Annotated in this window: 23 protein-coding genes; all 23 read right to left on the bottom strand. The window is 43.5% G+C overall.

What is annotated here, in order from left to right:
* Positions 1-28 precede the first annotated feature (28 nt).
* Positions 29-211, bottom strand: a complete 183-nt coding sequence (gene rpmD, locus GHD25_RS16235) for a 50S ribosomal protein L30 (protein ID WP_164218777.1) — start codon at positions 209-211, stop codon at positions 29-31.
* A gap of 13 nt (positions 212-224) precedes the next feature.
* Positions 225-728, bottom strand: coding sequence for a 30S ribosomal protein S5 (gene rpsE / locus GHD25_RS16230; RefSeq protein ID WP_164218775.1), 504 nt, complete (start codon positions 726-728; stop codon positions 225-227).
* A 23-nt stretch (positions 729-751) separates the two neighbouring features.
* The gene (gene rplR / locus GHD25_RS16225; RefSeq protein ID WP_164218773.1) at positions 752-1,114 is read right to left on the bottom strand and encodes a 50S ribosomal protein L18; all 363 of its coding nucleotides are present in this window, start codon (positions 1,112-1,114) and stop codon (positions 752-754) included.
* Positions 1,115-1,144: 30 nt separating this feature from the next.
* Positions 1,145-1,681, bottom strand: coding sequence for a 50S ribosomal protein L6 (rplF, locus tag GHD25_RS16220; protein WP_164218771.1), 537 nt, complete (start codon positions 1,679-1,681; stop codon positions 1,145-1,147).
* A 30-nt stretch (positions 1,682-1,711) separates the two neighbouring features.
* Positions 1,712-2,110 (bottom strand): 30S ribosomal protein S8, encoded by a 399-nt coding sequence (gene rpsH, locus GHD25_RS16215; RefSeq protein WP_164218769.1) that lies wholly within the window; start codon positions 2,108-2,110, stop codon positions 1,712-1,714.
* Positions 2,111-2,139: 29 nt separating this feature from the next.
* Positions 2,140-2,325: a type Z 30S ribosomal protein S14 gene (locus GHD25_RS16210; protein ID WP_092494501.1), complete on the bottom strand. Its 186-nt coding sequence runs from the start codon at positions 2,323-2,325 to the stop codon at positions 2,140-2,142.
* A gap of 30 nt (positions 2,326-2,355) precedes the next feature.
* Entirely contained in the window at positions 2,356-2,895 is a 540-nt protein-coding gene (rplE, locus tag GHD25_RS16205; protein WP_164218767.1) for a 50S ribosomal protein L5, read from the bottom strand.
* 30 nt (positions 2,896-2,925) lie between these two features.
* Positions 2,926-3,237, bottom strand: coding sequence for a 50S ribosomal protein L24 (gene rplX / locus GHD25_RS16200; protein WP_164218765.1), 312 nt, complete (start codon positions 3,235-3,237; stop codon positions 2,926-2,928).
* A 160-nt stretch (positions 3,238-3,397) separates the two neighbouring features.
* The gene (rplN, locus tag GHD25_RS16195; RefSeq protein ID WP_164218763.1) at positions 3,398-3,766 is read right to left on the bottom strand and encodes a 50S ribosomal protein L14; all 369 of its coding nucleotides are present in this window, start codon (positions 3,764-3,766) and stop codon (positions 3,398-3,400) included.
* A gap of 43 nt (positions 3,767-3,809) precedes the next feature.
* Complete coding sequence (rpsQ, locus tag GHD25_RS16190) at positions 3,810-4,073, bottom strand: 30S ribosomal protein S17 (protein WP_164218761.1); 264 nt, start codon at positions 4,071-4,073, stop codon at positions 3,810-3,812.
* A gap of 27 nt (positions 4,074-4,100) precedes the next feature.
* Entirely contained in the window at positions 4,101-4,301 is a 201-nt protein-coding gene (gene rpmC / locus GHD25_RS16185) for a 50S ribosomal protein L29 (RefSeq protein ID WP_164218759.1), read from the bottom strand.
* A complete protein-coding gene (gene rplP, locus GHD25_RS16180) occupies positions 4,291-4,725 on the bottom strand; it encodes a 50S ribosomal protein L16 (RefSeq protein ID WP_164218757.1) in 435 nt (144 codons plus the stop codon). The genes rpmC and rplP overlap by 11 nt, the downstream gene beginning before the upstream one ends.
* A 17-nt stretch (positions 4,726-4,742) precedes the next feature.
* Positions 4,743-5,384: a 30S ribosomal protein S3 gene (gene rpsC, locus GHD25_RS16175; RefSeq protein WP_164218756.1), complete on the bottom strand. Its 642-nt coding sequence runs from the start codon at positions 5,382-5,384 to the stop codon at positions 4,743-4,745.
* A 3-nt stretch (positions 5,385-5,387) separates the two neighbouring features.
* On the bottom strand, positions 5,388-5,729 hold the full coding sequence (gene rplV / locus GHD25_RS16170; RefSeq protein WP_164218753.1) for a 50S ribosomal protein L22: 342 nt from the start codon (positions 5,727-5,729) through the stop codon (positions 5,388-5,390).
* An 18-nt stretch (positions 5,730-5,747) separates the two neighbouring features.
* On the bottom strand, positions 5,748-6,026 hold the full coding sequence (rpsS, locus tag GHD25_RS16165) for a 30S ribosomal protein S19 (RefSeq protein WP_164218751.1): 279 nt from the start codon (positions 6,024-6,026) through the stop codon (positions 5,748-5,750).
* A 53-nt stretch (positions 6,027-6,079) separates the two neighbouring features.
* Positions 6,080-6,910, bottom strand: a complete 831-nt coding sequence (gene rplB / locus GHD25_RS16160; RefSeq protein ID WP_164218749.1) for a 50S ribosomal protein L2 — start codon at positions 6,908-6,910, stop codon at positions 6,080-6,082.
* A gap of 30 nt (positions 6,911-6,940) precedes the next feature.
* A complete protein-coding gene (gene rplW, locus GHD25_RS16155) occupies positions 6,941-7,228 on the bottom strand; it encodes a 50S ribosomal protein L23 (RefSeq protein ID WP_164218748.1) in 288 nt (95 codons plus the stop codon).
* A complete protein-coding gene (rplD, locus tag GHD25_RS16150) occupies positions 7,228-7,851 on the bottom strand; it encodes a 50S ribosomal protein L4 (protein WP_164218746.1) in 624 nt (207 codons plus the stop codon). Before rplD ends, rplW begins: the two co-directional genes overlap by 1 nt.
* 26 nt (positions 7,852-7,877) lie before the next feature.
* Positions 7,878-8,507 (bottom strand): 50S ribosomal protein L3, encoded by a 630-nt coding sequence (gene rplC, locus GHD25_RS16145; protein WP_164218744.1) that lies wholly within the window; start codon positions 8,505-8,507, stop codon positions 7,878-7,880.
* Between the two features lie 29 nt (positions 8,508-8,536).
* Positions 8,537-8,845 (bottom strand): 30S ribosomal protein S10, encoded by a 309-nt coding sequence (rpsJ, locus tag GHD25_RS16140; RefSeq protein WP_164218742.1) that lies wholly within the window; start codon positions 8,843-8,845, stop codon positions 8,537-8,539.
* A 289-nt stretch (positions 8,846-9,134) separates the two neighbouring features.
* The gene (locus GHD25_RS16135; RefSeq protein WP_164218740.1) at positions 9,135-9,359 is read right to left on the bottom strand and encodes a hypothetical protein; all 225 of its coding nucleotides are present in this window, start codon (positions 9,357-9,359) and stop codon (positions 9,135-9,137) included.
* 181 nt (positions 9,360-9,540) lie between these two features.
* Positions 9,541-10,731, bottom strand: a complete 1,191-nt coding sequence (gene tuf / locus GHD25_RS16130; RefSeq protein ID WP_164218738.1) for an elongation factor Tu — start codon at positions 10,729-10,731, stop codon at positions 9,541-9,543.
* 123 nt (positions 10,732-10,854) lie between these two features.
* The gene (gene fusA / locus GHD25_RS16125; RefSeq protein WP_164218736.1) at positions 10,855-12,939 is read right to left on the bottom strand and encodes an elongation factor G; all 2,085 of its coding nucleotides are present in this window, start codon (positions 12,937-12,939) and stop codon (positions 10,855-10,857) included.
* Between the last annotated feature and the right edge of the window lie 88 nt (positions 12,940-13,027).

The following is a 13,027-nucleotide window of genomic DNA, read 5'->3' as shown; positions in this document are numbered from 1 at the left end:
TGCACCTCCTCTTTACGCTTTAAACTTATTATGCTTCTTTTACCGTAATCAGATGGGATATTCTGTTGATCATCCCGCGTACACTTGGTGTATCTTCCCGAACGACGGATTGACGGATTTTTTTCAGTCCCAATGCTTCTACGGTTTTACGCTGAACCTCAGTTGTTCCGATGACACTACGTGTGAGGGTGATTTCCACTTTTTTTGACATAGTCTTTCCCTCCTTATCCTAACAGTTCTTCTACAGACTTTCCACGCAGTTTTGCTACGTCTTCTGCACGTTTTAAGTTTGTTAATCCGCTCAATGTTGCACGAATGACGTTGATTGGCGTATTGGAGCCCAAAGATTTTGTCAGTACATCACCAACACCGCCCAGCTCCATGATAGCACGTACCGGTCCGCCCGAGATAACTCCTGTACCTTCTGCAGCAGGCTTCATCAGTACATTCCCTGATCCGAAAACACCATGGATTTCATGAGGAATTGTTGTACCAACAATCGGAATGGTAATCAGGTTTTTCTTTGCATCATCCACCGCTTTTTTAATAGCTTCCGGTACTTCCTTTGATTTTCCTGTACCAAAGCCTACATGACCATTTTTATCTCCTACTACAACCAGAGCGGCAAAACGGAAATTCCGCCCGCCTTTCACAACTTTTGCAACACGGTTAACCGCAACAACACGTTCTTCAAGATCTAATTTATTCGGATCTATGTTTGTGTTCATGTAATGGTTCCCTCCTTTATCCTTTAAAATTCAAGACCTGCTTCTCTTGCAGCATCTGCCAAGGCTTTTACACGTCCATGATAAAGATAGCCTCCACGATCAAATACAACTGATTTGTATCCTTTATCCTGGGCACGTTTTGCAATTGCTTCTCCTACCTGCTTTGCAGCTTCGACATTTCCTGGTGCTGCCGGATTTAATTCTTTGTCCTGGGTAGAAGCACTGACGATGGTAGTTCCATTCTGATCATCGATCAGCTGTACGTACATGTGTTTATTTGAACGATACACATTTAAACGGGGACGTTCCTGTGTACCGGTAATGTGTCTGCGGACACGTTCATGTCTTCTTTTGCGCGTAACATTTTTGTCCGGTTTTTTGATCATCAAGCTCACTCCTTTCTGGCTTAACTCACCTTACTTCGCAGTTTTACCTTCTTTTTGCCGCACATATTCGCCTGCATAGCGGATACCTTTTCCTTTGTATGGCTCCGGCGGTCTAATGGCACGAATTTTTGAGGCTACTGCTCCAACAAGCTCTTTATCGATGCCTTTTATCGTAAGCTGTGTATTTTTGGGAACATCAATTTCAATTCCATCGATGGCATCAATTTCTACCGGATGAGAATAACCGGCATTAATGACAACTTTATTTCCCTGTTTTTGGGCACGGTATCCCACCCCGATAATTTCAAGTGATTTCTCGAAGCCTTTGCTCACACCTTCCACCATATTGCTGATCAAGCTGCGTGTTGTTCCGTGCAAGCTGCGATGTTCTTTGTTATCACTTGGGCGTTCAACAGTAATTACGTTTCCCTCTATATTAACTTTCATTTCGCTGCTTAATGTTCTGGATAGTTCCCCTTTGGGACCTTTGACAGTAACGGTGTTATTATCCTGTTTTACTTCTACACCCTCCGGGATTTCAATTACTTTCAATCCTATACGAGACATTCCTGCACCTCCTCATTAAAAAAATCCTGTTTACCAGACATATGCTAATACTTCGCCGCCAACAGCCTGTGAACGTGCTTCCTTATCCGAGAGGACACCTCTGGATGTGGATACGATCGCAACTCCCAAACCATTGAGCACGCGAGGTACTTCATTTGCTTTTGCATAAACACGAAGTCCCGGCTTGCTGATACGTTTAATTCCGGTTATTACACGGTCATCGTTCGCACCGTATTTAAGAAAAATACGCAGGATGCCCTGTTTGTTGTCTTCCACGAATTCGTAGTCGGAAACGAAGCCTTCGCGTTTTAAGATATCAGCAATTTCTTTTTTCATTTTTGAAGCCGGAAGCTCCAGTTTTTCATGTTTTACCATATTGGCGTTACGAATACGAGTCAGCATATCTGCAATTGGATCTGTCATAACCATTAATCATTACCTCCTTCCCAAATCGGGGATTACCAGCTTGCTTTTTTGACACCGGGAATTTGACCTTTGTAGGCAAGTTCACGGAAACAAATTCGGCAAAGTTTAAATTTACGAATTACGGAATGTGGACGGCCACAGCGTTCACAGCGTGTATATTCACGTACTTTGTACTTTTGCGGGCGTTTTTGCTTTGCAATCATTGATTTTTTAGCCACAATTTTCCCTCCTTGTAGTAGCTCATTAGCTTATTTTTGGAAAGGCATGCCGAGCTGTGACAAGAGTTCACGAGCTTCTTCATCCGTGTTGGATGTTGTAACGATGACAATATCCATTCCGCGGACTTTATTCACTTTATCGTAGTTTATTTCCGGGAAAATCAATTGTTCTTTTACACCCAGTGTGTAATTTCCTCGTCCGTCAAAAGCTTTTTTTGAAATACCGCGGAAGTCACGTACACGCGGCAGTGAAACGGCAATAAGCTTTTGGAGGAATTCATACATTCTCTCACCGCGAAGGGTTACTTTTGCACCGATTGGCATTCCTTCACGAAGGCGAAAGCCTGCAATTGATTTCTTTGCACGGGTTACAACCGGTTTTTGACCGGAAATGAGTGAAAGCTCTTCAACCGCATTGTCCAATGCCTTGGCGTTTTGCACGGCATCTCCAACACCCATATTAATTACGATTTTTTCAATCTCTGGTACTTGCATTACAGATTTATAGTCAAATTTATTCATTAAGGATGGTAATACTTCATCCTGATATTTTTGTTTCAGTTCATTCATCTCGAGCGCCCTCCTTTCGTGACTGACAAATTATTTATCTAATGCTTCACCGGATTTCTTAGCGATGCGCACCTTTTTTCCATCGTTGTCTTTGTAGCCGACGCGGGTCGGCTCTCCTGATTTCGGATCAATCGGCATTACATTGGAAACGTGGATAGATGCTTCCAGTTCCAAAATACCGCCCTGCGGATTATCCTGCGAAGGTTTCGCGTGTTTTTTTACCATGTTGATTCCTTCGACCAGTACGCGATCCTTTTTCGGAAAAGCTTCCAGAATCGTACCTTCTTTTCCGCGATCTTTTCCGGAAATTACTTTTACTTTATCACCTTTTTTTACATGCATGCTTGACGCACCTCCTTGCGATGGTCTTTTACTTGCCGAAGTTATTCAAAAGCAGCTGATCAGGATACTTCAAATGATGCGGTACAACTGTGTATAGCGCACTCAGTTTTCGTCATTCAGTATTCGCTGCATCCTGGGACGCTGGTTTTTGAATTCGAATTTATAATACTTCCGGAGCCAGAGATATAATTTTCATGAATTTGGCATCGCGCAATTCACGTGCAACCGGTCCAAAGATACGCGTTCCTCTTGGACTCTTATCATCACGGACAATTACTGCCGCATTTTCGTCAAAACGAATGTACGATCCATCTTTACGGCGCGCTCCTGATTTCGAACGTACAATAACCGCTTTTACTACTTCACCTTTTTTGACAACGCCTCCGGGTGTTGCTTGTTTCACTGTACAAACTACCACATCACCAATATTCGCTGTCTTCCGGCCGGAACCACCCAATACTTTAATCGTTTGGATTTCACGGGCTCCTGAGTTATCTGCAACCTTTAATCTTGTTTCCTGTTGAATCATTCGCTTGGGACCTCCCTTCGGTTACCTGCATTACCGAACTTTCTTATATAATTACCGCTTCTTCCACGACTTCTACCAAACGGAAGCGTTTTGTAGCTGATAATGGGCGTGTTTCCATAATACGCACAATATCACCAGTTTTAGCCTGATTGTTTTCATCATGCGTTTTAAACTTCTTTGAGTATTTTACACGTTTGCCATATAACGGATGAAACTTATACGTTTCAACTAATACGGAAATCGTCTTATCCATTTTATCTGATACAACACGTCCTGTGTATACCTTACGATTGTTTCTCTCAGTCATATGAGGCTAACCTCCTCTTCTTGGATTCTAGTTACTTACTCCCAGTTCCCGCTGACGGACAACGGTTTTCATACGAGCAATGGACCTTCTTACTTCACGAATTCGTGCCGTGTTTTCCAATTGTCCTGTTGCAAGCTGGAAACGCAGATTAAATAATTCTTCTTTTAAGGATTTTATTTTTTGTTCTATTTCGGTAGTGGTCAGTTCTCTGATTTCATTAGCCTTCATTGCTTTCACCACCAATTTCTTCACGTTTTACAAATTTGGATTTGATCGGCAGTTTGTGTGCAGCCAGACGAAGTGCTTCACGTGCAACCTCTTCCGGAACCCCTGCAATTTCAAACATAATCTTTCCTGGTTTTACAACTGCTACCCAGCCTTCCGGAGCACCTTTACCGGAACCCATTCGAACTTCAAGGGGCTTAGCAGTATATGGTTTATCAGGGAATATTTTAATCCAAACTTTACCGCCGCGCTTCATGTAACGGGTCATTGCAATACGGGCAGCTTCGATTTGACGGCTTGTAATCCATGATGGCTCAATTGCCTGCAAGCCATACTCACCAAAAGATACCGTTGTGCCGCCTTTTGCACGGCCATTCATTTTACCACGATGTTGTCTGCGATATTTCACACGTTTAGGCATTAACATAGAGAGTGCCCCCTTCCTTATTTATCTGATTTTGTTGGAAGAACTTCCCCACGATAGATCCACACTTTTACACCCAGTTTTCCATAGGTGGTATCCGCTTCTGCTGTACCATAATCGATATCAGCTCTCAGTGTGTGAAGTGGTACTGTTCCTTCACTGTAGCTTTCCGCACGGGCGATATCCGCTCCTCCGAGTCTGCCGGATACTTGTGTTCTTACACCTTTAGCTCCAGCACGCATGGAACGTTGAATAGATTGTTTTTGCGCACGGCGGAATGAAATACGGTTTTCAAGTTGACGGGCGATATTTTCTGCTACCAGCTTCGCATCCAGGTCAACTTTTTTGATTTCCACTATATTAATATGAACTCGTTTACCTGTTAAGCTGTTCAATGATTTACGCAATGCTTCTACTTCTGATCCGCCTTTACCAATTACCATTCCGGGTTTACCGGTATGAATCGTAATGTTAACGCGGTTTGCAGCACGTTCAATATCGATCGACGAAACAGCAGCAGTGCTTAACCGGTTTTCAAGATATTCTCTGATTTTAATATCTTCGTGTAGCAAGTCTGAATAATCTTTGTCGGCATACCATTTGGACTCCCAGTCTTTAATCACGCCTATGCGAAGACCTGTAGGATTTACTTTTTGACCCACTAACTATCCCTCCTTCTTTTCTGTCAGAACCACTGTAATGTGGCTTGTGCGTTTATTGATTTTGCTTGCGCGTCCTTGTGCACGCGGACGGAAACGTTTCAGTGTTACACCTTCGTCTACAAATGCTTCGGATATAACAAGATTATCTGTGTCCATTTCATAATTATGCTCTGCATTTGCGATTGCAGAGTTCAATACTTTTTCTACAACCGGAGAAGCACCGCGTTCTTTATTACGTAAGATTGCAACTGCTTCACCAACATCTTTTCCTCGAATTAAATCAACGACTAAACGTACTTTACGAGGAGCAATACGAACCGATTTTGCCGTGGCTTTCGCTTGCATGCTTAGTGCCTCCTCTCTTTAGCGTTTTGTTTTCTTATCATCGCCGGCATGCCCTTTGAACGTACGGGTTGGCGCAAATTCACCCAATTTATGTCCGACCATATCTTCTGTAACGTAAACAGGAACGTGCTTGCGCCCGTCATATACAGCGATAGTGTGTCCGACAAATGCAGGGAATATTGTGGAACGGCGTGACCATGTTTTAATGACTTGTTTTTTATCAGATTCATTTAACGCATCAACTTTTTTAAGCAGATGATCATCTGCAAAAGGTCCCTTCTTTAAACTGCGACCCATGAAAAAGCCTCCTTTCAGAGTTAACAGACGGGTGTCCCCCGTCTATATTTCAGTTATTTTTTACGCGGACGTACAATATATTTATCTGATGGTTTATTGCGCTTGCGCGTTTTGTATCCAAGCGTCTTTTTACCCCAAGGTGACAACGGTGATTTCAGGCCGATTGGCGCACGTCCTTCTCCACCACCGTGCGGGTGATCATTCGGGTTCATCACAGAACCGCGGACGGTTGGACGAATACCTTTCCAGCGTGAACGTCCTGCTTTTCCTACCCGAATCAGTTCATGTTCAATGTTTCCGACCTGACCAATTGTTGCACGGCAAGTAGTCAAAACGAGACGAACCTCACCTGATGCAAGGCGTACAAGGGTGTACTTTCCTTCGCGGCCAAGAATTTGGGCTTCAGCACCTGCAGAACGCGCCAACTGTCCGCCGCGCCCCGGCTTCAGTTCAATGTTATGCACAATGGTACCTATTGGAATATTTCCAAGCGGCAGGGCATTACCCAGCTTGATATCTGCATTTTCTCCTGACTCCACTTTCTGGTCTACTTTTAGTCCTTTTGGTGCCAGGATATATCTTTTTTCGCCGTCAGCATAGTTAATTAGTGCAATGTTCGCTGTACGGTTAGGATCGTATTCGATAGTAGCAACGCGTCCTGGTATTCCATCTTTATCGCGTTTAAAGTCGATAAGACGGTATTGGCGCTTGTGACCACCGCCTTGATGACGAACAGTCAATTTCCCCTGGCTGTTTCGGCCTCCTCGCTTATGCAGCGGGCTTAGCAGGGTTTTTTCCGGTGTATCTGTTGTAATTTCAGCAAAATCGGAAACAGACATATTCCGTCTCCCATTTGATGTTGGTCTAAACTTCTTAATCGCCATCTTCATTTCCCTCCTTCACTGATATGTTTTTTACCCTTCAAAGAAGTCGATTTCTTTACTGTCCTCGGAAAGCTGTACGACGGCTTTTTTACGGTCCGGGCGAAACCCTCCGTAACGTCCCATCCGCTTGAACTTTCCTTTCAGATTCATGGTGTTTACTTTTTCGACTGTTACACCAAAAATTAACTCAATCGCGTCTTTGATTTCCGTTTTGTTCGCTTTCTTATCTACTTCAAACGTATATTTTTTCTCTGCCAGCAGATCAGAGGAATGCTCTGTAATGACAGGGCGCTTTATAATATCTCGTAGATCTTTCATTATGCAAGCACCTCCCCTGCTTTTTCAGCTGCATCTTTTGTAATGATCAGCTTGTCATGCGAAAGCAAGTCAAGTACATTGATTTCACCGACCGTTAATACATTTACATTTTGCAGGTTATTTGCAGAACGAATAATTGTTTCTTCTGTATCAGCGGTGACAATCAGTGCTTTTTCGTTTACATCCAATGCTTCAAGCATTTTTACGATTTCTTTTGTTTTTGGTTCGTCTATGGCAATAGCATCCAATACTAACGTATTTCCTTCTTTCACTTTGGAAGATAAAGCAGAAATTAACGCCAGGCGACGTACCTTTTTAGGCATTTTATAGCTATAGCTTCTTGGTGTCGGCCCGAATGCTGTTCCTCCGCCTACCCAGATTGGTGAACGGATGGATCCATGACGTGCACGTCCTGTTCCTTTTTGGCGCCATGGTTTACGTCCTCCGCCGCGTACTTCAGAGCGGTTTTTTACAGCATGGGTGCCTTGTCTCAATGATGCCCGCTGCATAATAACGGCATCGTGTAATACATGTGTATTTGGTTCAATTCCGAAGACTGCGTCGTTTAATTCCACATCTCCAGTCTGAGAACCATCCTGTTTAAATAGTGCTACTGTAGGCATGACATATCCTCCCTTCGTAGTAATAATTATTTAGCCTTTACCGCACTCGTTACTTTAACGAATGATTTTTTCGCTCCAGGTACATTTCCTTTTACCAGTAAAAGATTGCGTTCTTTATCCACGCTAACGACTTCAAGGTTCTGGATAGTTACCTGATTTCCGCCCATTTGACCAGGAAGCGGTCTTCCTTTAAATACGCGCATAGGGTCTACTGCACCTAACGAACCCGGTCCTCTGTGGTAGTGGGATCCGTGGCTCATCGGTCCGCGCGCCTGGTTATGCCGCTTAATGGAACCCTGGAATCCTTTCCCTTTGGTCGTTCCGGTGACATCAATCGTATCTCCGGCTTCAAACACATCAACGCCTATTTCCTGACCTACTTCATATTCATCAAGATTGGCGTTACGGATTTCACGAACGTAGCGCTTAGGTGTGGTGTTTGCTTTTTCAGCATGACCTTTTTCCGCTTTATTTGTACGTGATTCCTTCACATTATGAAACCCTAGTTGTATTGCTTCATACCCATCATTTTCCAATGTTCTTTTCTGCAAGACTACGTTTGGCTCAGCTTGAATAACAGTTACCGGAACTAGTTCACCAGTCTCTGAAAACAACTGAGTCATGCCGATTTTACGTCCTAAGATTCCTTTCGTCATCCGTTTGCACCTCCTATATTGCATTCATTTTATAATTTGATTTCAATATCTACACCTGACGGCAAGTCAAGACGCATCAGCGAATCCACTGTCTGCGGTGTAGGGTTCACAATATCGATTAGACGTTTATGTGTACGCATTTCGAATTGCTCACGGGAATCCTTGTATTTGTGTACTGCACGTAAAACAGTGTACACAGTTTTCTCTGTAGGCAGCGGGATCGGCCCGGATACATTGGATCCTGCACGCTTCGCCGTGTCTACAATCTTTACAGCGGATTGATCCAAAATACGATGATCATACGCTTTTAAACGGATTCTTATTTTTTCTTTTGCCATTATTTTCCCTCCTTTTCGCCCATATTATCATAGACTTCTCCGCGAAAATTTCTTGACAGCCAGCCATGGCAAAGGGGCCGGGTGTGCCAACAACCTTCCGCATCATCGCCTCTTAAGTGACCAACATTAACATTATATAGAAGAAATGCGGTCAATGCAATCCTTTTTATATAAATCTTTTGATTGCACATCTACATATTATACGTACTTTTACCCATGAATGCAAGGGGAAAAAGGACTTTTTTGTAAATCTTTCAGAGGACAAGGTCACTGATAACATCGTGTCTTGTCAAAACTGAACAAATTGCCCGTGCCCAATGGCTGTATAATGCTGCAGCAAACAATCTTTTATCGTCCATACATCAGATTTATGAAGCATAGAACGCTTATCTGGCTTTGTAGAGTGCCAGCCATGGATAATTTGGTAGCTTATACGATTCATAAACTGCCGAAAGAGGTTTAAGAATCCTTCAACTTCTAAATAAAAAGATAATGAGTCAAGAATATTTTTCATATAATGTCTAAGCCTTTTGGATGCATAGAGGCAGTTCCGCTATGCGCCAAAATATTTATCCAGCCCGGACAGAAATGGACATTCCTGCAGCTAATTCCTTACAGTGTTCAGTTTTTATGATTTCCAACAGTAAATTAAAAACAGGCAATGCTCCGGGAGCATTGCCTGTTTTACCTGATGTTTATTCTTTAATTTTAGTTACAACACCTGATCCTACAGTACGTCCACCTTCACGGATGGAAAAACGAGTTCCGTCTTCAATGGCGATTGGTGAGATCAGTTCAACATCCATTTCGATGTTATCTCCAGGCATTACCATTTCTGTACCTTCAGGCAGCTGGATTACGCCAGTTACGTCTGTTGTACGGAAATAGAACTGCGGACGGTAGTTTGCAAAGAATGGCGTGTGACGTCCACCTTCTTCTTTGGATAATACATAAACTTCAGCACTGAAGTTTGTGTGCGGTGTAATAGAACCCGGCTTTGCAAGTACTTGTCCGCGGTTAATGTCTTCACGCGCTACACCACGAAGCAGTGCACCAATGTTGTCCCCTGCTTCTGCATAGTCAAGAAGCTTGCGGAACATTTCCACACCGGTAACAGTTGTCTTGGTAGACTCATCAGCAAGACCGATAATTTCTACTTCGTCCCCGACTTTAACTTCTCCACGCTCAACACGGCCTGTTGCAACAGTACCACGGCCAGTGATAGAGAATACGTCCTCTACAGGCATCATAAATGGTTTGTCTTTGTCACGGTCCGGAGTAGGGATGTACTCATCAACTGCGTTCATTAATTCAACAATTTTTTCTTCGTACTCAGGATCCCCTTCAATTGCTTTCAGAGCAGAACCTTTGATTACTGGCACATCATCACCAGGGAAGTCATACTCAGTCAGAAGATCGCGTACTTCCATTTCTACTAGCTCAAGAAGCTCTTCGTCATCCACCATGTCAGTTTTGTTAAGGAACACGACGAAAGCAGGTACGCCCACGTTACGTGACAATAGGATGTGCTCACGAGTTTGCGGCATTGGGCCATCTGCTGCAGAAACAACAAGGATAGCACCGTCCATTTGTGCAGCACCAGTGATCATGTTCTTAACATAGTCAGCGTGTCCCGGGCAATCTACGTGTGCATAGTGGCGAGTATCTGTTTCATACTCAACGTGGGATGTAGCAATTGTAATTCCACGTTCTTTTTCTTCCGGTGCGTTGTCAATTTGGTCATAGGCCATTTCTTCACCTTTACCGGATTTTTTTGCCATTACGATTGTAATTGCAGCAGTCAGCGTAGTTTTACCATGGTCAACGTGTCCTAAAGTTCCAACGTTAACGTGACTTTTGGAGCGGTCGAATTTTTCTTTAGCCATTTATAGTTCCTCCTTTAAATAAATAAAAGTTTTTTATTATTTTATAGTTAATCAAGAAACAACGAATTGAGTTATTTCTCGGCCTTCACTAAAAGTTATACTTCAGATTTGACAAAAAATCAATTATTCACCGGAATTTTTCTTAATAATTTCTTCAGAGATGCTTTTCGGCACTTCTTCATAGTGGTCGAAGTACATGGTGAATACACCGCGGCCCTGGGTGTTCGAACGTAATGCAGTAGCATAACCGAACATTTCAGCAAGTGGTACAAACCCTTTTACTACTTGAGCGGGACCTCTTGCTTCCATACCTTCCACACGGCCTCTGCGGGAAGTTACATCTCCCATAATGTCACCCATATATTCTTCCGGAATAACAATTTCCACTCTCATCATTGGTTCCAGTAGAACCGGCTGACATTTATCTTTTGCTGCTTTTAAAGACATGGATGCAGCTATTTTAAATGCCATCTCGTTGGAGTCCACATCATGGTAGCTTCCGTCGAATAGTGATGCTTTCACGTCAATCAGCGGATATCCGGCCAATACGCCATTTTCCATCGCTTCTTTAATTCCCTGCTCTACCGAAGGAATATATTCGCGCGGAACGACTCCACCGACAATTTTGTTTTCAAATTCAAAACCAGCGCCTTCTTCGTTTGGTTCAAATTTAACCCAAACGTGTCCGTACTGTCCGCGTCCGCCGGACTGACGGATAAATTTACCTTCCACTTCAGCAGGTTGACGGAATGTCTCGCGGTATGCCACTTGCGGCGCGCCGACGTTTGCTTCCACTTTAAACTCACGTTTCAGGCGGTCAACAATAACATCCAAGTGAAGTTCACCCATACCGGAAATGATTGTTTGACCGGTTTCAGCATTTGTTTCTGTTTTGAAAGTTGGGTCCTCTTCAGCGAGTTTGCCAAGTGCAATGGCCATTTTATCCTGGTCTGCTTTTGTCTTTGGTTCAATAGCAACACTGATTACCGGCTCAGGGAAGTCCATGGACTCCAGAATAACCTCGTCTTTTTCATCACAAAGTGTGTCCCCTGTGGAGGTATCTTTTAAGCCTACTGCTGCTGCAATTTCCCCGGAATAAACCGTGGAGATCTCCTCACGGGAGTTTGCATGCATTTGCAGGATACGCCCGACACGCTCACGCTTGCCTTTTACCGAGTTTTTCACATAGGAACCCGAATTAAGTGTTCCGGAGTATACACGGAAGAAAGTCAGCTTTCCTACATAAGGGTCTGTCATGACTTTAAATGCCAAAGCAGAGAATGGACCATTGTCGTCTGCCGGACGGGTAACAGTTTCGTCTTCCTCTTTCCCCGGCAGAATACCTTCGATTGCCGCAACATCTGTTGGAGCCGGCAGATAGTCAATGACACCGTCAATAACTAACTGAACACCTTTGTTTTTAAAAGCGGATCCGCAGAATACCGGATAGAATTCCACATCCAAAGTTGCTTTACGGATAGCGGTTTTTAATTCCTCGTTGGAGATTTCCTCCCCTTCAAGAAATTTCATCATCAGATCTTCATCGATCTCGGCTACTGCCTCGACCAGACCCGCACGAAGCTCCTCGGCTTTTTCTTTATACTCGGCTGGAATCTCGCGTGATTCAGCTTTTGTTCCTAAGTCATCCAAATAAAAATGAGCTTCCATATTAACAAGGTCAATAATTCCCTCGAACTCATCTTCAGCGCCGATTGGCATTTGCACAGGGTGTGCGTTTGCACCAAGACGTTCTTTTAATGTTCCTGTAGAGTACAGGAAGTCCGCGCCAACTTTATCCATTTTGTTAATGAATACAATACGGGGCACCCCGTAAGTTGTAGCCTGGCGCCATACTGTTTCTGTCTGGGGTTCAACACCTGATTGTGCATCCAACACAGTTACTGCTCCATCCAGGACTCTCAATGAACGTTCAACCTCTACAGTAAAGTCCACGTGTCCCGGTGTATCGATAATATTAATACGGTGACCTTTCCATTGAGCTGTCGTTGCAGCGGAAGTAATCGTAATTCCGCGCTCCTGCTCCTGCTCCATCCAGTCCATCTGGGAAGCACCTTCATGGGTTTCACCGATTTTATGAATACGTCCTGTGTAGAAAAGAATACGCTCTGTAGTAGTGGTTTTTCCTGCATCAATGTGTGCCATGATACCAATATTACGCGTCTTTTCTAAGGAGAACTCTCTTGCCATGTATTCTTCTCCTTTCTCTTAAAAGCTTTTTTTACAGATTAGGAAGTTTAGTTTACCTATGCTGACTTTAAGATTAATCGATCGTTCA

The sequence above is a fragment of the Virgibacillus aidingensis genome (assembly GCF_010994035.1).
Classification (GTDB): domain Bacteria; phylum Bacillota; class Bacilli; order Bacillales; family Amphibacillaceae; genus Virgibacillus_N.
The sequence above is the reverse complement of the archived record's forward strand: the minus strand, read 5'-3'. Positions and strand labels throughout refer to the sequence as shown.